This is a genomic window from Streptomyces sp. NPDC093221 (genome assembly GCF_044753885.1).
Lineage (GTDB): Bacteria > Actinomycetota > Actinomycetes > Streptomycetales > Streptomycetaceae > Actinacidiphila.
The window spans coordinates 162,471-182,503 of the sequence record NZ_JBIVOA010000006.1; the positions used below are offsets into that span (position 1 = coordinate 162,471).

6 protein-coding genes are annotated in these 20,033 nt (G+C 74.3%); all 6 read left to right on the top strand.

Going from position 1 to position 20,033, the window contains the following annotated elements; translation table 11 throughout:
- The first annotated feature begins 6 nt into the window (after positions 1-6).
- Positions 7-5,634, top strand: coding sequence for a type I polyketide synthase (locus ACIQCJ_RS23590; RefSeq protein WP_402712429.1), 5,628 nt, complete (start codon positions 7-9; stop codon positions 5,632-5,634).
- 60 nt (positions 5,635-5,694) lie between these two features.
- Positions 5,695-12,333 (top strand): SDR family NAD(P)-dependent oxidoreductase, encoded by a 6,639-nt coding sequence (locus tag ACIQCJ_RS23595; protein WP_402712430.1) that lies wholly within the window; start codon positions 5,695-5,697, stop codon positions 12,331-12,333.
- A gap of 294 nt (positions 12,334-12,627) precedes the next feature.
- Entirely contained in the window at positions 12,628-16,770 is a 4,143-nt protein-coding gene (locus ACIQCJ_RS23600; protein WP_402712431.1) for a type I polyketide synthase, read from the top strand.
- 219 nt (positions 16,771-16,989) lie between these two features.
- A complete protein-coding gene (locus tag ACIQCJ_RS23605; protein ID WP_402712432.1) occupies positions 16,990-17,763 on the top strand; it encodes a thioesterase II family protein in 774 nt (257 codons plus the stop codon).
- A 187-nt stretch (positions 17,764-17,950) separates the two neighbouring features.
- Entirely contained in the window at positions 17,951-19,414 is a 1,464-nt protein-coding gene (locus tag ACIQCJ_RS23610; protein ID WP_402712433.1) for an FAD-dependent oxidoreductase, read from the top strand.
- A 59-nt stretch (positions 19,415-19,473) separates the two neighbouring features.
- A complete protein-coding gene (locus ACIQCJ_RS23615) occupies positions 19,474-20,025 on the top strand; it encodes a GbsR/MarR family transcriptional regulator (protein ID WP_402712434.1) in 552 nt (183 codons plus the stop codon).
- Positions 20,026-20,033: the final 8 nt, after the last annotated feature.

Below are 20,033 nucleotides of genomic sequence, written 5' to 3' on the forward strand. Positions count from 1 at the left end.
CACGCGATGACGAACCAGGCCCCGTCCACCGACGAGAAGAAGCTCCGCGACTACCTCAACAAGGTCATGACCGACCTGAGGCGCACGCAGCGGCGGCTCCGGACGGTCGAGGCGCAGAGCCACGAACCCGTCGCGGTCATCGGCATGGCCTGCCGCTATCCCGGCGGTGTCACCTCCCCCGAGGACCTGTGGGACCTCGTCGCGGGAGAGGGGGACGCGATGACCGGCTTCCCCGGTGACCGCGGCTGGGAGACCGATGACCTGAGGCTGTTCGACCCCGAGGGCGTCGAACTCGCCTGCGAGGGCGGCTTCGTGGACGGCGCGGCCGACTTCGACGCCGAGCTGTTCGGCATCTCGCCGCGCGAGGCGCTGGCCATGGACCCGCAGCAGCGGCTGGTCCTGGAGTCCGCGTACGAGGCGTTCGAGCGGGCCGGTATCGCGCCCGCCGACCTGCGCGGCAGCCGTACCGGCGTGTTCGTCGGCGCGTCCTACACCGGGTACGGCGCCGATGTCGCGCGGATACCCGAGGGCCTTGAGGGCTACACGATGACCGGGTCGGCCAACAGCGTGGTCTCCGGCCGTGTGTCCTACGCCTTCGGCCTGGAGGGCCCGGCGCTGACGGTGGACACCGCGTGCTCGTCGTCGCTGGTCGCCCTGCACCTGGCCGTGCGGTCGCTGCGCGACGGCGAGTCCGAACTCGCCCTGGCCGGAGGCGCGATGGTGATGCCGAGCCCGATGGAGTTCATCGAGTTCAGCCGCCAGCAGATGCTCGCGCCCAACGCCCGCTGCAAGGCGTTCGCCGCCGCCGCGGACGGCACCAGCTTCTCCGAGGGCGCGGGCCTGGTGCTGCTGGAGCGGCTGTCGGACGCCCGGCGCAACGGCCACCGCGTGCTGGCCGTGGTCCGCGGCACCGCGGTCAACCAGGACGGCGCGAGCAACGGCCTGACCGCCCCCAACGGCCCTTCGCAGCGCCGGGTGATCGAGGCCGCGCTCGCCGACGCCCGGCTGACCGCCGACGAGGTGGACGCGGTCGAGGCACACGGCACCGGTACGACGCTCGGCGACCCGATCGAGGCGCAGGCACTGCTCGCCACCTACGGCAAGGACCGCCCCGCCGACCGGCCGCTGTGGCTCGGTTCGGTCAAGTCGAACATCGGGCACGCGCAGGCCGCCGCGGGTGTCGCGGGTGTGATCAAGATGGTGCAGGCCATGCGGTACGGACTGCTGCCGCGCACCCTGCACGTGGACGCGCCGACCCCCCAGGTCGACTGGTCCAGCGGTACCGTCGAGCTGCTGACCGAGGCCAGGCAGTGGCCGACCGCCGATGACCGGCCGCGCCGCGCGGGCGTCTCCGCCTTCGGCATCAGCGGCACCAACGCGCATGTCGTCCTGGAAGCCGCCACCGACTTCGCCGAGCCGGACGAGGCCGAATCCGCGCTGGACGAAGGCCCGTTGGGCCCGCTGAACGCCGTCCCGTGGCCCGTGTCGGGCCGGTCCGCCGCCGCCCTGCGCGCACAGGCCCGCCGACTGAGCGGATACGCGGGCGACTCCGACGCCCCGGACTTCGCCTCCATCGGCCGGGCGCTCGCCCTCACCCGCGCCGAGCACGAGCACCGCGCCGTCACTGTCGCCACCGACACCAAGTCGGCGCTCAGCGCGCTCGGTTCGCTGTCGGAGGGCGTCCCGGCGCCGGGTCTGGTGTCCGGTGTGGTGCGTCCGGGCTCCGGCCGGGTGGTCTTCGTCTTTCCCGGTCAGGGGTCGCAGTGGGCAGGGATGGCGATGGAGTTGCTTGCCTCGTCTCCGGTGTTCGCGGAGCGGTTGGCTGAGTGTGACGCGGCCCTGCGTCCTCACGTCGGTTCGTCGGTGGTGGAGGCGATCCGCGAGGGCGCCCTGGATGACGTGGTGGTGGTTCAGGGGGCGTTGTGGGCGGTGATGGTGTCGCTCGCCGCGGTGTGGCGTGCTGCCGGTGTCGAGCCGGGCGCGGTCATCGGTCACAGCCAGGGTGAGATCGCTGCCGCGTGCGTGGCGGGCGCGCTTTCCGTGGAGGACGCGGCGAAGGTCGTGGCGCTGCGGGCGAAGGCGATTCGCGGGACTTTGTCGGGCAACGGTGGGATGGTGTCGGTCGCGTTGCCCGCGCAGGACGTACGTGAGCTGATCGCGCGCTGGGACGGCCGGATCGGTGTGGCTTCGGTCAACGGGCCTTCGTCCACGGTGGTTTCGGGCGAGCCGGAGACGCTGGACGACGTTCTCGCCGCATGCGAGGCCGGGGGCGTACGGGCGCGTCGTATCGATGTCGACTACGCCTCGCACTCGGCACAGGTCGACGCCATCCGTGACGAGGTCGTCCAGGCCCTGTCAGGCATCGAGCCGCAGTCCTCGCAGGTTCCGTTCTACTCCACGGTCACCGGTGCCAAGCTCGACACCACCGCGCTGGATGCGGCGTATTGGGTGACCAACCTCCGTCAGGAGGTCCGTTTCGACGAGACCGTCCGGGCCCTGCTCTCGGACGGGTTCGGCTACTTCGTGGAGTCCAGCCCCCACCCGGTTCTCGCAGTCGGTCTCGCGGAGACCTTCGAGGACGCGGCATCGGACGCCGTCGCCCTGGGCACCCTCCGCCGCGAAGAGGGCGGCCAGGAACGCTTCCTGACCTCGCTCGCCGAAGGCTGGGTACGCGGCCTCCCCGTCGACTGGCGGTCCGTCTTCGCCGGAACCCCGGCCCACCCCGTGGACCTGCCGACCTACGCCTTCCAGCACCAGCGCTACTGGCTGGAGGGTGACGCCGCGCGCGCCGGGGACCCGAGCGGGCTCGGGCAGGAGTCCGTCGATCACCCGCTGCTGTCGGCCGCGGTCCGCGTCGCCGACGAGGACCGGATCGTGCTGACGGGCCGCCTCTCGCTGCGCACCCACCCGTGGCTGGCCGACCACAGTCTGCACGACCGTCCCGTGCTGCCCGGCGCTGTCTTCGCCGAACTCGCCCTCTACGCGGGCGAGATGGCGGGCTGCGGCCGGATCGAGACGCTGGAGCTGACCGTGCCGCTCGCGCTGCGGGGAAAGGCCGCGGTGCACGTCCAGGTGTCCGTCGGCGCGCCCGACGAGGACGGTGGCCGCCCGCTGGCCGTGCACGCCCGCGCCGAGGACGCCGAGCCGGACGCGCCGTGGGTCAGGCACGCCACCGGCGTCCTCGTACCCGAGGAACCGGACGCGTCCGGCCCGGCCGACGAACTGGAAGGCTCCGTCTGGCCGCCCAGCGGCGCGCAGCCCGTCAGCCTCGCCTATTTCCACCGCCGGATGGCCGACCTGGGCCAGGTGTACGGCCCGGCGTTCGAGGGCCTGCGCAAGCTGTGGCGGGTCGGCCGCGAGTACTACGCCGAGATCCGGCTGCCCGAGGAACACGCCCGCGACGCGGCCCGGTTCTGCCTTCACCCGGCTCTGCTGGACGCGGCACTGCAACCCGCCCTGGTCAACCGGAACCAGAACGCCCAGTGGACGCGGTGGTCCGGCTTCTCGCTGCGCGCCGCCGGGGCGACCGCGCTCCGCGCCCACCTGCGTCCGACCGGCCAGCCCGACGAGTTCACCGCGACGTTCACCGATCCCGACGGCGGCCCGGTCGCCGTCCTGGACGCCGGGCTGCCGCAGCCGGTGACCGCCGACGAGGTGAACCACTCGGCCGCCGGCCGGCCGGACAGCCTCCACCGCGTGGAGTGGGCGCCGGTTCCCGTCTCCGGCCAGAGCGCCGACTGGCTGCTGCTCGGCCCGGTCGACGACCGGCTCACCGAAGCCCTGGAGGAGTCCGGGGCGTACCCGCAGGCGTACGACGATCTCGGCGCGCTCACCGAAGCTCTCGACGCGGGGCTTCCCGCGCCCGAACTCGTCGCCGTCAGCCACGGGTTCGCTCCGCACGAGCGGGACGACGCCTCGGCCGCCCGTGCCGCCACCGTCGACCTCCTCGCCACGGTCCAGAGCTGGCTCGCCGAGGACCGGCTGGCACCGTCCCGGCTGGTCGTCTTCACCCGGCACGCGGTCGCCGCCCGCGCCGAGGACCGGATCGGCGACCTCGTCGGCGCCTCGCTGTGGGGTCTGATCCGTTCGGCGCAGGCCGCCCACCCCGGCCGGTTCGTCCTGGCCGACGTGGACGACGACCCGGGCTCGCTGGCGCTCTTCCCCACCTCCGTACCCGCCGCTGTCGGCTCCGGCGAACCCCAACTCGCCCTGCGCGCGGGCACGGTCATGGTGCCCCGGCTCGCCCGTGCCACGTCGTCGGCGGCAGGCGGCACCCCATGGCGGCCCGACGGCACCGTCCTGATCACCGGCGGCACCGGCGCCCTCGGCGGCCTGATCGCCCGTCACCTGGTCCAGCGGCACGGCGTACGTCATCTGCTGCTGGTCGGCCGCCGCGGCGAAGAGGCCCCCGGCGCGGCCGAATTGCGGGATGAGTTGACCGGGTCGGGTGCCGCGACCGTCACCGTCGCCGCGTGCGACGCCGCGGACCGCGACGCGCTCGCCGCCCTTCTCGCGACCGTCCCCGAGGAACACCCGCTGACCGCCGTCCTGCACTGCGCGGGCGTGCTGTCCGACGCCTCGCTGGAACGGCTCACCGCGCAGGACATCGACCGGGTCTTCGCGCCCAAGGCCGCCGCCGCCCTCCATCTGCACGACCTGACGCGCGACGCCGACCTGTCCGCGTTCGTGCTGTTCTCCTCCGCCTCCGGCGTCCTCGGCAGCATCGCCCAGGCCAACTACGCCGCCGCGAACGCCTTCGTCGACGCCCTCGCCCGGCAGCGCCGCGACCTCGGGCTGCCGGGTCAGTCACTCGCCTGGGGCCTGTGGGCGCAGAGCAGCGCGATGGGCGCCGACGCCGACGCGGCCAAGGTCGCGCGGGCCGGGGTCCTGCCGCTGTCCGCGCGCCAGGGCACCGACCTGTTCGACGCGGCCGTCACCGATGGCGAGAGCCTGCTCGTCCCCATCCGGCTCGACACCGACGCGCTGCGCGTACGGGCCGCGTCCGGCACGCTCCCCGACCTCCTGCGCGGCCTCGTCCAGGCCGCCGCACCGGCCAGGCGCAAGGTGGAGGCACCGCGCGCGGAGACCGCGGCGGCCGACTGGTCGGCCCGGCTCGCCGGGCTGTCGCAGGCCGAACAACTGCACAGGCTGGAGGAGTTGATCCGCGGCCACGTCGCCTCGGTGCTCGGCCACGGCTCGCCCGAGGCCATCGAGACCGACCGGGCCTTCAAGGAGCTGGGCTTCGACTCCCTGACCGCGCTGGAGCTGCGCAACCGGCTCCAGGCGTCCATCGGTGTCCAGTTGCCCGCCAGCATCGCCTTCGACCACCCGACCATGACCGCCGCGGCCCGCTTCATCCGCGGCCAACTCGCCCCGGGCGAAGCCGCCGAGACCGTCCCGGCCCTCGCCGAACTGGACCGCCTGGAATCGGTGCTGCTGGACCTGCCGGCCGCCGACGACGAGCTGCGGCGGAAGGTCACCGCGCGGCTGCACGCCCTGGCCTCCAAATTGCAGGACGCGCAGGAACCCGGCACCGCCCGGTCCGCCGGCAAGGCCGCCGACGACCTCGATCTGGAAGCGGCCACCGATTCCGAGCTGCTCGCCATGCTCGACGACGAACTCGACACCCCGTGACGGCGCCCACCGTACGGCTGTGACCTCACCGAACCCGAACACGAATAGGTGTGACTCCTGATGGACACCACGGTCAGCAGCGCCGGCGCCGGCCAGGTCGGCGAGGACAAGCTCCGCGAGTACCTCAAGCGCGCCACCGCCGACCTGCGCAAGGCGCGGCGCCGGGTCCGCGAGCTGGAGGACCCGCAGCCCATCGCGATCGTGGCGATGGCCTGCCGCTACCCGGGCGGCGTCGAAACCCCCGACGACCTGTGGCAGTTGGTCGCCGAGGACGGCGACGCCATCACCCCGTTCCCCGTCAACCGCGGCTGGGACCTGGACAGCCTCTACGACGCCGACCCCGACGCCGAGGGCAAGAACTACGTGCGCGAGGGCGGATTCCTGCACGACGCTGACCAGTTCGACGCCGACTTCTTCAGCGTCAACGCCCGCGAGGCCCTGATCATGGACCCGCAGCAGCGGCTCATGCTCGAGATCTCCTGGGAGGTGCTGGAGCGCGCGGGAATCGACCCGCTGTCCGTCAAGGGCAGCCGCGGCGGGGTGTTCGTCGGCGCCGCCACCGTGGACTACGTCACCGGCAACCACAAGGTGCCCGAGGGCCTCGAGGGCTACATCGGGGTCGGCTCCTTCGCCAGCGTCGTCTCCGGCCGCGTCTCCTACAGCCTCGGCCTGGAGGGCCCCGCGCTCACCGTCGACACCGCGTGCTCGTCGTCACTGGTCGCGATGCACCTGGCGGTGCAGGCGCTGCGGTCGGGAGAGTGCTCCTTCGCCCTCGCCGGCGGTGTCGCGGTGATGCCGACACCGCAGGGCTTCATCGCGTTCAGCAGGCAGCGCGCCCTCGCGCCCGACGGCCGCTGCAAGTCCTTCGCGGGGGCGGCCGACGGCTTCGGCCCGTCCGAGGGCGCGGGGGTGCTGCTGCTGGAGCGGCTGTCGGACGCGCGGCGCCAGGGCCACCACGTGCTCGCCGTGCTCCGCGGCTCCGCCCTCAACCAGGACGGCGCCAGCAACGGGCTCACCGCCCCCAACGGCCCGTCCCAGGAGCGCGTCATCCGCGACGCCCTCGCCGACGCACGCCTGTCCGCCGACCAGGTGGACGCGGTCGAGGCCCACGGCACGGGCACCCGGCTCGGCGACCCCATCGAGGCCCAGGCCCTGCTCGCGACCTACGGGCGGAACCGCGCCGACGGCGACGCCCTCAAGCTCGGCTCCATCAAGTCCAACATCGGCCACACCGCCCACGCGGCGGGCGTGGCGGGCGTCATCAAGATGGTTCAGGCGATGCGCAACGGACTGCTGCCGCGCACCCTCCACGTCGACGAGCCGTCCCCCTTCATCGACTGGTCCGGCGGCGGAGTCGAACTTCTCACCGAGCCGCTCGAATGGAAGCGCGCCGACCGGCCGCGCCGGGCCGCCGTGTCCTCCTTCGGGATCAGCGGGACGAACGCGCACGTGATCCTGGAGGAGCCGGAGGACGACGGTGCGCAGGCCCTCGCGGAACCCGAAGTCGGCCCGGACAGCTGCCCGTTGGGGCCGCTGAGGGTCGTCCCGTGGCTCGTGTCCGGGAGGTCGGCGGACGCGCTGCGCGAGCAGGCCGAACGGCTCGCGCACCACGTCGGCGACAGCTCCCGCCCGGCCGACGTCGGGCTGTCGCTCGCCACGTCACGGGCCGCCCTGGAGCACCGCGGCGTGGCGCTCGCCCCAGAGGCGCACCAGGCGCGGGGCCTGCTGGGGTCTGTCGCGGAGGGTGTCGCGGCCTCGGGTGTGGTGTCCGGTGTGGTGCGTCCGGGTGCGGGTCGGGTGGCGTTCGTCTTTCCTGGTCAGGGGTCGCAGTGGGCGGGGATGGCGATGGAGTTGCTTGCCTCGTCTCCGGTGTTCGCGGTGCGGTTGGCGGAGTGTGACGCGGCGCTGCGTCCTTATGTCGGTTCGTCGGTGGTGGAGGCGATTCGCGAGGGCGTCCTGGATGACGTGGTGGTTGTTCAGGGGGCGTTGTGGGCGGTGATGGTGTCGTTGGCCGAGGTGTGGCGTGCTGCGGGTGTCGAGCCGGGTGCGGTGATCGGTCACAGTCAGGGTGAGATTGCCGCCGCGTGCGTCGCGGGCGCGTTGTCCGTGGAGGATGCGGCGAAGGTCGTGGCATTGCGGGCGAAGGCCATTCGCGGAACCTTGTCCGGCAACGGCGGAATGGTCTCCGTCGCCCTCCCTGCGGAAGCGGTGCGGGAGCAGATCGCGCGCTTCGAGGGGCGGATATCCGTCGCCTCAGTGAACGGCCCGTCGTCCACGGTCGTCTCCGGTGAGCCGGAGGCGTTGGACGACGTCCTCGCCGGATGCGAGGCCGAGGGCGTTCGGGCGCGTCGTATCGATGTGGACTACGCCTCGCACTCGGCACAGGTCGATGCCATACGCGGGGAGGTAGTTGAGGCACTGGACGGCATCGAGCCCCGGTCGTCGCAGGTGCCGTTCTACTCCACGGTCACCGGCGGCAAGCTCGACACCACCGCGCTGGATGCGGCGTATTGGGTGACCAACCTCCGCCAGGAAGTCCGTTTCGACGAGACCGTCCGGGCTCTGCTCTCGGACGGCTTCGGGTACTTCATTGAGTCCAGCCCGCACCCGGTTCTCGCAGTCGGTCTGGCGGAGACCTTCGAGGACGCCGGGTCCGACGCCGTCGCGCTCGGCACCCTCCGTCGTGACGAGGGCGGCCAGGAAAGGTTCCTGACCTCCCTCGCGGAAGGCTGGGTACGCGGTCTGCCCGTCGACTGGCGGTCCGTCTTCGCCGGAACCCCCGCCCACCGCGTGGACCTCCCCACGTACGCCTTCCAGCACCAGCACTACTGGCTCGCCGAGGGCTACAAGAACTCCGGCGACGCCTCCGACCTCGGGCTCGAAGCCGCCGGACACCCGTTGCTGGGCGCCGCGTTGCCGGTCGCGGGCGCGGACCGGCTGCTGCTGACCGGGCGGCTGTCGACCGCCACCCACCCCTGGCTGGCCGACCACCGGGTGGGCGGCCGGCTGCTGCTGCCCGGTACCGCTTTCGTGGAACTGGCGCTGCACGCCGCCGACCTCGCGGGCTGCGGCACGGTGGCGGAACTGACCCTCGGCAGCCCGCTGGTGCTGCCCGAACGGGGCAACGTCCAGGTGCAGTTGTCCGTCGCCGCGCCCGACGCGCGGGGCCGCCGCGAGTTGGAGGTGCACGCCCGGCCCGAGGGCGGTGAGACCCCCGCGGAGTGGACGCGGCACGCCACCGCCACGCTCGCGCCCGCCGCCGACGCGGCGGACGGCGGTGCCGACGCCGCGCTGGGCGGGACCGCGTGGCCGCCGCCGGGCGCCGTGGCCGCCGACACCGAGGGGATGTACGAGCGGGCGCGGGAGACCGTCTACGCCTTCGGCCCGGCCTTCCAGGGGCTGCGGTCCGCTTGGCGGCTCGGCGACGCCGTCTACGCCGAGGCCGCGCTGCCGGTCGAACTCCACCAGGACGCGGGCAGGTTCGGCGTCCACCCGGCGCTGTTGGACGCGGCGCTGCACGCCACCGGCTTCGGCGACTTCCTCGATTCCTCGGCCACCTATCTGCCGTTCGCCTGGCGTGACGTGACGCTGCACGCGGTCGGTGCCGGGGCCGTACGGGTGCGGGTCACGGCGGCCGAGGGGCAGGACACCCTGCGGCTGACGCTCGCCGACGCGGACGGCGCCCCGGTGCTGTCCGTCGGCTCGCTGGTGATGCGGCCGGTCAGCGCGGCTCAGTTGGACGCGGCGGGTCCGGAAGCCGACGCGGACATCAAGGACGCGCTGTTCCAACTCGACTGGCAGCGGCTCCCGTTGGACGCGGGTGCGCCGACCGGCGCGGGCTGGGCCGTACTCGGCGACGACGTCCACGGTCTGCTGCCCGCGCTGCGCGCGGTGGACGCCGTGGCCGAAGTCCGCACCGGCCCAGTCGAATTGGCCGCCGCGATCGCCGAGGGCGCGCCCGCGCCCGGCCTGGCCCTGTTGTCGTTCGGTACGCCGAAGCCCGGCGGCGACCTCGCGGCCACCACCCGTGACGTCGTCACCGACGCGCTCGCCCTGCTCCAGGAGTGGATGGCCGACGACCGGCTGCGGGGCACCCGCCTGGCGCTGGTGACCCGGCGGGCGGTCGCCGCGGCCGAGGACGAGGACGTCGAGGACCTGGCGCACGCCGCGCTCTGGGGGCTGCTGCGGTCGGCGCAGGCCGAGAACCCGGGCCGGTTCCTGCTGCTCGACCTCGACGGCCGCGACGAGTCCCGGCTGCGCGTCGGCGCCGCCCTCAACAGCGCGATCGCCGCCGACGAGCAGCAGATCGCGCTGCGCGTCGGGGTGGCCACCGTGCCGCGCCTCGCCCCGGCCGACACCACCCGCCTGCTGCGCCCGCCGGCTGGCGCCGCGGCCTGGCGGCTCGACACCACCGCGCCCGGCACCCTGGACGCACTCGCGCTGATTCCGCACCCCGAGGCGCTGGCACCGCTGGAGGAGGGGCAGGTACGCGTATCGGTCCGCGCGGCCGGTGTGAACTTCCGTGACGTGCTGGTGAGCCTCGGCATGGTGCCGGGCCAGGCCCGGCTCGGCAGCGAGGGCGCGGGTCTGATCACCGAGGTCGGGCCCGGCGTTGCCGGGTTGGCCGTCGGAGACCGGGTGATGGGCCTGCTGCACGACCCGTTCGGACCGTACTCGGTCACCGACCAGCGGCTGGTGGCTCGGATACCGCGCGGCCTGTCCTTCGAGCAGGCGGCGGGCGTGCCCGCGGTGTTCCTGACCGCCTGGTTCGGGCTCGCGGACCTCGCGGGCCTCGCCGAGGGACAGCGGCTGCTGGTGCACGCCGCGACCGGCGGCGTCGGCATGGCCGCGGCCCAACTCGCCCGCTACTGGGGCGCGGAGGTCTTCGCCACGGCCAGCGAGGGCAAGTGGGACACGCTCCACCGGATGGGCTTCGAGGAGTCCCGGATCGCCTCCAGCCGCACCCTGGAGTTCGAGGAGAAGTTCCTCGCGGCCACCCACGGGCACGGCATGGACGTCGTACTCAACTCGCTGGCGCAGGAGTTCATCGACGCCTCACTGCGGCTGCTGCCCGAGGGCGGCACATTCCTGGAACTGGGCAAGACCGATCCGCGCGACGCGGACACGGTCGCCGCCGACCACCCCGGGGTGGCGTACCGCCGCTACGACCTGATCGACGCGGGCGCCGACCGGATCGCGGAGATCCTCGGCAAGCTCGTCGCGCTCTTCGAACGCCGTATCCTGCGCCCGCTGCCCGTCCGCACCTGGGACGTGCGCCGCGCGCCCGAGGCGTTCCGGCTGATGAGCCAGGCCAAGCACACCGGCAAGCTGGTGCTGACCGTGCCCAAGCCGCTCGACCCGGACGGCACGGTGCTGGTCACCGGAGGCACCGGCACCCTCGGCTCGATCGCCGCCCGGCACCTGGTCACCGCATGGGGCGTACGGCACCTGCTGCTGACCAGCCGACGCGGTCCCGACGCCCCCGGCGCCGTACAACTGCGCGCGGAACTCCTGGAGTCGGGCGCCGAGAGCGTCACCGTCACCGCGTGCGACGCGGCGGACCGCGACGCGCTCGCCGCCGTACTGAACGCCGTCCCGGCCGACCGCCCGCTGACCGCCGTCGTGCACACCGCCGGTGTCCTGGACGACGGGATGGTCGGCTCGCTCACCTCCGAACAGGTCGACCGGGTGCTGCGGCCCAAGGTGGACGCGGTGGTCAACCTCGCCGACCTGACAAGGGAGTCGGACCTGGCCGAGGTCGTGCTGTACTCGGCGGGCGCCGGTGTGCTCGGCAACCCCGGACAGGCCAACTACGCCGCCGCGAACGCGTTCCTGGACGCGTACGCGCACCATCGCCGCGCCCACGGTCAGCCCGCGCTCTCCCTGGCCTGGGGTTACTGGTCGGAGGTCAGCGAGCTGACCGGACGGCTGGACGAGCAGCAGGTCGCCCGGATGACCGGCTCCGGTGTGCTGCCGATCGACGCCCGGCGCGGCATGGCCCTGCTCGACGCGGCGCGCGGTACGGGCACGGCCCTGGCCGTCCCGACCCGGCTGCACCTGCCGACGCTGCGCGACCAGGCCGGGCAGGCGCCGGTGCCCGGCATGCTGCGCGCACTGGTCGCGGGCGGCAGGCCCGCGGGACGCCGGGCCGCCGCCCGCTCCACCGCCCCGGTGGAGGCGCGCTCGCTCGCCGCGAAACTGGCCGGACGGCCCGCGGCCGAGCAGCGCGAGCACCTGCTCGATCTGGTCCGCTCGCACGCCTCCGCGGTGCTCGGGCTCAGCGGCACCGACCCGGTCGGGCCGTCGCGGGCCTTCAAGGACCTGGGCGTCGACTCGCTCACCGCGGTGGAGCTGCGCAACCGGCTCAACGCCGCGACCGGCCTGACACTCCCCAGCACCCTGGTCTTCGACTGCCCGTCCCCGTCCGCGCTCGCCGCCCGGCTCCACGAAGAGCTGGTGGAGGGCTCCGCCGATGTCGCGGGACCCCCTTCGGCCGACTCCGAGGAGGCCAGGATCCGCGGACTGCTGGCCACCGTCCCGTTCGCCCGGCTCCGCGCCGCCGGCGTCCTGGACACGCTGCTGCGGCTGGCCGACACACCCGACGCGCCCGAGGAACCCGAGGCGCGGGAGGAGCGGCGCGAGGCCATCGCCGACATGGACGTCGACGACCTGGTGCGCGCCGCGCTGGGCGAGCGGTGACGGCGTGCGCCCGGTACGTACGGCAGCGGTCGGTACGGCAGCGGTTCGTACAGCAGCGGTCGGTACGGCACCGGACCGTACGGACCGGGTTCGCCCCTCGACCCGCGGTACGGAGCCGGACCGCGGGGCACCGGGGGCCGTGGCAGGAGCGGTACCGGTTCTGAACGCCCGAGCAGCCGCCCGGAGCCGGCCGACGCGAGAGCCGAGCCCGGGGCCCCGGCCCACCGGAGATCACGACACGCGGCGCGAGCGGCGCCGGGCCCCACGGAAGTCCCAGCAGAAACGGAGTCACTGATGGCCATGGAGACCGGACGCATCGTCGAGGCGCTGCGCGCGGCCCTCACCGAGACGGAACGGCTGCGCGAGGAGAACCAGCGGCTGCTGTCGGCGGCCACCGAGCCCCTGGCCGTCGTCGGGATGGCCTGTCGCTTCCCCGGCGGCGCGGACACCCCGGAGAAGCTGTGGGAGGCGCTGGAGTCCGGCCGGGACATGATGACCGACATCCCGGACGACCGCGGGTGGGACCTGGGCATGCTGCTCGGCGACGGCGACACCCCCGGCGCCTCGATCGCCCGCCAGGGCGGCTTCCTCACCGACCTGCCGCGCTTCGACGCCGAGTTCTTCGGCATCTCGCCGCGCGAGGCGCTGGCCATGGACCCGCAGCAGCGGCTCGCCCTGGAGGTGTCCTGGGCGGCGGTCGAGAACGCCAGGATCGACCCGCACTCCCTGAAGGGCAGTGCGACCGGCGTCTTCCTCGGCGTCTCCTACGCGGGCTACGGCACCGACGCCGAGGAGCTGCCGCCGCAGATCATGGGCTACCAGCTCACCGGTAACGCCAGCAGCGTGGCGTCCGGCCGGATCGCGTACGTCATGGGCCTGGAGGGGCCCGCGGTCTCCATCGACACCGCCTGCTCCTCGTCGCTGGTCGCGCTGCACCAGGCGTCGCAGGCGCTGCGCTCGGGCGACTGCGCCATGGCCCTGGTCGGCGGCGCCAGCGTGATGCCCACCCCCACCCTCTTCATCGAGTTCACCCACCAGCGCGGACTCGCCGCCGACGGCCGCATCAAGGCGTTCGCCGCCGCCGCCGACGGATTCGCCTGGGCCGAGGGCGCCGGCGCGATCGTCGTGGAACGCCTGTCGGACGCGCGCCGCAACGGCCACCGGGTGCACGCGGTGATCCGCGGCTCGGCGATCAACCAGGACGGTGCCAGCAACGGCCTGGCCGCGCCCAGCAGCCGCGCGCAGGCCAAGGTGATCCGCGCCGCGCTGCGCAACGCCGGGCTGTCCGCGCACGAGGTCGACATCGTGGAGGCGCACGGCTCCGGCACGACGCTCGGCGACCCCATCGAGGCCAGCGCGCTGCTGGCCACGTACGGTCAGGAGCGGCCCGCCGACCAGCCGCTGCGGCTCGGTTCCATCAAGTCCAACTTCGGGCACACCGGGGCCGCCGCGGGCATCGCCGGGGTGCTCAAGATGGTGCTGGCGATCAGCAACGGCGCGATGCCGAAGTCCCTGCACATCGACGCCCCGACGCCCGCCGTCGACTGGGACTCCGGTGCGGTGCGGCTGCTCACCGAGACCATCGCGTGGCCCGAGGCCAAGCCCGCCGACGAGTCGGGGCACCAGCCGCGACCGCGCCGCGGCGCCGTGTCCGGCTTCGGCATCAGCGGCACCAATGTGCACGCGATCTTCGAACAGGCCCCCGCGGAACTCGCGGATCCCGCCCCGCCGACCGGCGTACGCGCTCCTGCGGCAGTCGGTGAAAGCACCGTCGGAGAAGGGGGCGTCGGTGAAAGGACCGCCGATGCCGATGCCGCGGCCTCCCCCGCCGTGCCCGTCCTGCTGCCCGTCTCGGGCGACGGCAGCCGCGCGCTGCGCGCCCAGGCCGCCCGGCTCGCGGACCACCTCGCCGACCGGCCCGAGCTCGCGGTGGCCGACGTCGGCTACTCCCTCGCCACCACCCGCGCGGAACTCACCGCCCGCGGCACGGTCCTGGCCGCCGACCGCGAGGAGGCGCTGCGCGGACTGCGGGCGCTCGCCGACGGCGTACCCGACCCGGACGCGGCCGTCGGGCCGCCGTCCGCGAGCGGTCGCCCGGCCTTCCTCTTCACCGGCCAGGGCGCACAGCGCGCGGGCGCGGGACAGGAGCTGTACGCCACCTTCCCGGCGTACGCGGCGGCCTTCGACGGCGCCTGCGCGGCGCTGGACCCGCACCTCGAACGCCCCTTGCGCGAGCTGGCGTTCGCGGCGCCCGGATCGCCGAACGCGGCCCTGCTGGACGAGACCCGGTACACCCAGCCGGTGACCTTCGCCGTCCAGGTCGCGCTGTACCGGCTGCTGGAATCGTGGGGCGTGCGGCCCGGCCACCTCATCGGCCACTCGGTCGGCGAGCTGTCCGCCGCGCACCTGGCCGGGGTGCTGTCGCTGCCCGAGGCGGCCGAACTGGTCGCCGCGCGCGGGCGGTTGATGGGCGACCTGCCGCCCGGCGGCGCGATGGCCGCGATCCAGGCGTCCGAGGCCGAACTGGCGCCGATGCTCGCCGGACGCGACCACGAGGTGTCGCTCGGCGCGGTCAACGGCCCCCGGGCCGTGGTCGTCTCCGGGGACGAGGCCGCGGTGGACGAACTCGTCGCGCACTGGGCCGAGCGGGGCCGCAAGACCCGGCGGCTGGCGATCAGCATCGCCTCCCACTCCACGCGGATGGACCCGATCCTGGACGCCTTCAGGGACCTGGCCGCGACGATGACCTTCGCCGAACCGGAGATCCCCGTGCTCTCCAACGTCACCGGCACGATCGCCGGGCCCGGCGAGCTGACCTCACCCGACTACTGGGCCCGCCACATCCGTTCGGCCGTCCGGTTCCTCGACGGCATGCGGACGATGGCGGCCGCCGGTGTGACCACCTACGTCGAGCTGGGCCCCGACTCCGCGCTCAGCTCCATGGCGCGCGACAGCCTGGGGGAGGCCGCCGCGGGCGCCGTCGTCGTCCCGGCGCTGCGCCGCGACCGGCCGGAGGCCCGCACGCTGCTCGCCGCGGTCGCCGCGGTGCAGACCCGCGGCGTCCGGCCCGACTGGGAGGCGGTGTTCGCGGGCACCGGCGCCCGCGTCGTCGACCTGCCCACCTACGCGTTCCAAGGCGCCGGTTACTGGCTCGGCGCTACGGGCGCTACGGGCGCTACGGGCGCGACGCGCCGGACCGCCACCTTCCCGGCCCCTTCCGTCAGCCCCGCGCCCGCCGCGGAACCGGCGGCGCCGCAGGAGTCCGGCACCTTCCGGGAACGGCTCGCCGGGCTCGGCCCCGACGAGCGGCCGGCCGAACTGCTGGGCGTGGTACGCCTCCAGGTCGCCCGGGTGCTCGGTCACCCGTCGGGCGAGCACGTCGACCCGGACCGCGAACTGTCCACCCTCGGCTTCGACTCGCTGTCCGCCGTCGAACTGTCCACCACGCTCAGCGCCGTCACCGGCATCGCGCTGCCCAGCACCCTGGTCTTCGACCACGCCAGCGTCGACGCGCTCGCCGCCCACCTCGACCGCGAACTCGGCGACGCCGCCACGGGATCCGCCGCCCCGGCGGCGCCCGCCGTGCGCTCGGCCGAGGGCCTGAGCGGCCTGTTCGAACGCGCCGTGGAACTCGGCCGGGGCGAGGAGGCGCACGACCTGCTCGCCAGGTTCGCCGACTACCGGGCCCAGTTCACCACCACCGCCGAACTGACCCGCCCCCTGCGGACGGTGAAGCTCGCCGACGGCCCGGACGAGCCGCTGCTGATCTGCTTCCCGACCTTCATCTGGCGGCAGAACTTCCACCAGTACGCGCGGTTCGCCGCCGGCCTCGGCGGACGGCGCGCCACCACCGTCGTGGGCCTGCCCGGCTTCGTGTCCGGCGAGGAACTGCCCTGCTCCGTCGACTCGTTGACCGGGGCGCTGGCACAGGCGGCCCAACAGGCCGCCGGGGGAAGGCGGTTCGCGGTCCTCGGCTACTCGGGCGGCGGCAACATCGCCGCCGTCACCGCGGCCCGACTGGCGGCGGACGGACACGCCCCGGCCGGACTCGTACTCATCGACACGCCGACCTGGGGCGGCGGGCACGGGCTCGGCGCCGACTGGACGGACACCCTGCAGAATTCGCTGCGCGAGCGCCGGGAGGTCGTGGAGACCTCCGCCGACGACGCGGGCGAGGCATGGCTCACCGCCCGCGCCCGCTACGCCGGGTTCGACTACGGCCTCGACGCCCTCACCGCGCCCACGCTGCTGGTACGGGCGAGCGAACCGATCGGCGGCCACCAGGGCGGTGCGGCCGAGGGCTGGCGGGTCGACTGGGCGCTGCCGCACGACACCGTCGACGTGCCGGGCGACCACTTCTCGATGATCGAGGCCGAGCACGCCGCGGCCACCGCGGCGGCCGTGGACGGCTGGCTGTCCGCCCTCGACCCCGACTGACGCGCCCGCGGCGCCGGCCGGAAGGACCTCCGGCCGACGCCGCGCCCGGACCCCGATCCGGCGCGGCGGCCCCGCGCGGGCGCGACGGCAGCCCCGGCATCCCGTGGCCGCCCCGCGCGGGCGCCACAGGAGACCTGGCCGCCACCGGCATCCACCCCCGTACGCCCACCGCTCCATCCGTCGTCGCCGAACCGGCCCGGCGGCGCTGAGGAGGAAACCATGACCGCCTGGGACCTGAAGACCGGTCCGTGGATCACCCGTTACACGCCCGCGGCGCCCGGTCCCGGCGCGGTGCAGCTCGTCTGCCTGCCGCACGCCGGGGGATCGGCGACCTTCTTCAAGCCGCTGAGCGCGCACATGCCGCCCGGCGTGGAGGTGCTGGCCGCCCAGTACCCCGGTCGGCAGGAGCGGCGCAACGAGCCCTGCACCGAGGACATCGGACGCCTCGCCGACGCCGTCGCCGACGCGCTCGGGCACCTGCCCGACACCGCTCCGCTGGCGCTCTTCGGACACAGCATGGGCGCCCTGGTCGGCTGGGAGGTGGCCCGCCGCCTGGAGGCGGGCGGCAGGACCCGCCCGGTGGCGCTGATCGCCTCCGGGCGGGGAGCGCCCGCCGTGCACCGCAACGCGCACCTGGGCCGCCGCAGCGACGCCGAACTCGTCGCCGACCTCACCGCGTTGAGCGGCACCGAGGGCGCGCTGCTCGCGGACCCGGGCATCCTCGCCATGGTCCTGCCGGTGCTGCGCGGCGACTACCGCGCGCTGGACGCCTTCGCCTACCGTCCCGGCGTGCCGCTGCGCTGCCCGATCAGCGTGTTCCTCGGCGAGGACGACCCCTGGGCGCGCGGTGCGGACGCCGAGGGATGGCGCCGGGAGACCACGGGCGGGACGTCCTTCCGGCGCTTCCCCGGCGGCCACTTCTACCTGGCCGAGCAGTGGCCCGCCGTGGCCACGGCCGTCGCCGCCTGCCTCGGCCGGGTCCCCGCGTCATGAGCCGGCCGTCTGCCGGGAGACGCCGGGCCGCCCAGGACCCGCCGCCGGGCCCGGCTACGGACCCAGGTCGCCGCCCGTACGCGCGACGACCGGCCGAGGCCGAAGCCCCGGCATGAGTCCCGGCCGAGGCCCCCGCCCCGAGGCGCACCCCAGGGCATCCATCAGGAAAGGAACGTGAGAGGACACCATGGTCGGAACATCCACGGGGCCCACGGGACCCACCGGGCCCGTCGCCGGAGGCCGCGCCGTCGTGCTCGGCGCGGGCATGGCCGGAATGCTGGCGGCCGTCGCGCTGCTGCGCCACGTCGACACCGTCACGGTCCTTGACCGGGACCGGCTGCCCGAGGGGCCCGACCCGCGCCGCGGAGTCCCGCAGGCCAAGCACACGCACGTCCTGTGGTCCGGCGGCGCGCGGCTCATGGAATCGCTGCTGCCCGGCACCGTCGACCGGCTGCTCGCCGACGGCGCCCACCGGATCCGGCTGCCCGAGGACCTGGTCTCGCTCACCGCCTACGGCTGGCAACAGCGCATGCCCGAGACGCAGTTCATGATCGCGGCCAGCCGGCCGCTGCTCGACTGGACCGTGCGGGACCAGGCGCTGCGCGACAAGCGGATCACCGTGCTCGCCGACACCGACATCATCGGCCTGCGCGGCGACGCCGACCGGATCACCGGCGTCACCTACAAGCCGCGTACGGGCGGCGGGATGTCGGTCGTCGAGGCGGACATCGTCGTGGACGCCACCGGCCGCGGCTCCCCGATGAAGCGCTGGCTCGGCGTGCTGGGCCTGCCGCCCGTCCAGGAGGACGTCATCGACTCGGGCATGGCCTACGCCACCCGGATCTTCGCCGCACCCGAGGGCGCCCGCGGTCCTTTCCCGCTCGTCAGCGTCTACGCCGACCACCGCGCCGGGGTGCCGGGCCGCAACGGCATCCTGCTGCCGATCGAGCGGGGACGCTGGATGGTCACCCTCTCCGGGACCCGCGGCGCAGAACCGCCCGGCGACGAGGACGGGTTCCGCGACTACCTGGACTCCCTGCGCCACCCGCTGATCTCGCAACTGGTGCGCCACGCAGAGCCGTTGACCCCCGTGCAGGCATCCCGCTCGACGGCCAACCGCCGGCTCTTCTACGAGCGCCTGGTGCGCTGGCCCGACGGGCTCGCGGTCGTCGGCGACGCCGTCGCCGCCTTCAATCCGGTCTACGGACACGGCATGAGCAGCGCCGCGCTGGCCGCCGCCGCCCTCGACCGGACGCTGTCCGAGTGCGGCGGCCTGGTCCCCGGCGCGGCGCAGGCCGTGCAGCGCGCGGTCGGCGCGGTCGTCGACACGCCCTGGATCCTCGCCACGTCGCAGGACGTCTGCTACCCCGACGTGCAGACCAGGTCCGAGGACCCGCGGCTGACCCGCTACGCCGCCGAACGCCGCCGCCAGGCCGACACGATCGGCGAGGCGGCGCTGCTCCACCCCGTCGTCTGCTCCGCCGCGCTGCTGGTCAACACGCTGTCGGGCGAGGCCGACGCGCTCGGCGCACCGGACGTCCAGGCCGCGCTCGCCGCCGTCGTCGGCACGGTCGCGCCCGCGGAACCCACCCTGACCGCCGCCGAGTGGCGCGCCGTGACCGCCGACGACCGTGCGGAAGCCGTATCTTGACGTTACATTGATGACTGAAACGAGTAGCGGGTACAGCAACAACGAGAAGGTTCCGTACGATGGCAGACATGACCGGTCCGGGTCCTGACCCCACACCCCAACCCCTCGGCCAGGGCGGGGAGTCGAGGCCGGGTCCGGACGTCGAGGCGTGGATGGAACGCGTCACGTCCTGGTTCATGAGCCAGGCCGGGTGGCCGCCGATCATGGGGCGGACGGTGGCCTGGCTCATGGTCAGCGAGCCGCCGGCCCAGACCCCCGCGCAGATCGCGCAGGCGGTCCAGGCCAGCCGGGCGTCCCTGACCACCACGCTGAAACTGCTGACCGAGGCGCGGATGGTGCAGGCCGTCACCCGGGCAGGTCAGCGCTCGACCTACTACCAGATCACCGAGGACGCGTGGTCGGGCGTGCTCCAACGACGGCTGGAGAGTCTGACGTCCTTCGTGGACATCACCGGCGAGGGGCTGGCGCTGTTCCCGGAGGACTCGGAACGGGCCGGGCGCGTGCGGGCGGCCCACCGGCTGTTCGCCTGGCTCGACTCCGAGGCCGACCCCATGTGGAAGCGCTGGGACGCGGTGAACACCGACGGCCCGGCCGATCTCCCCGAGACCTAGGAGCGGCG

What these genes read in the sequence shown, in the direction of transcription:
- ACIQCJ_RS23600 (WP_402712431.1), top strand. Translation starts at nt 12,628, where the DNA reads ATGGCCATGGAGACCGGACGCATCGTCGAGGCGCTGCGCGCGGCCCTC.
- ACIQCJ_RS23610 (WP_402712433.1), top strand. Translation starts at nt 17,951, where the DNA reads ATGGTCGGAACATCCACGGGGCCCACGGGACCCACCGGGCCCGTCGCC.
- ACIQCJ_RS23605 (WP_402712432.1), top strand. Translation starts at nt 16,990, where the DNA reads ATGACCGCCTGGGACCTGAAGACCGGTCCGTGGATCACCCGTTACACG.
- ACIQCJ_RS23615 (WP_402712434.1), top strand. Translation starts at nt 19,474, where the DNA reads ATGGCAGACATGACCGGTCCGGGTCCTGACCCCACACCCCAACCCCTC.
- ACIQCJ_RS23595 (WP_402712430.1), top strand. Translation starts at nt 5,695, where the DNA reads ATGGACACCACGGTCAGCAGCGCCGGCGCCGGCCAGGTCGGCGAGGAC.
- ACIQCJ_RS23590 (WP_402712429.1), top strand. Translation starts at nt 7, where the DNA reads ATGACGAACCAGGCCCCGTCCACCGACGAGAAGAAGCTCCGCGACTAC.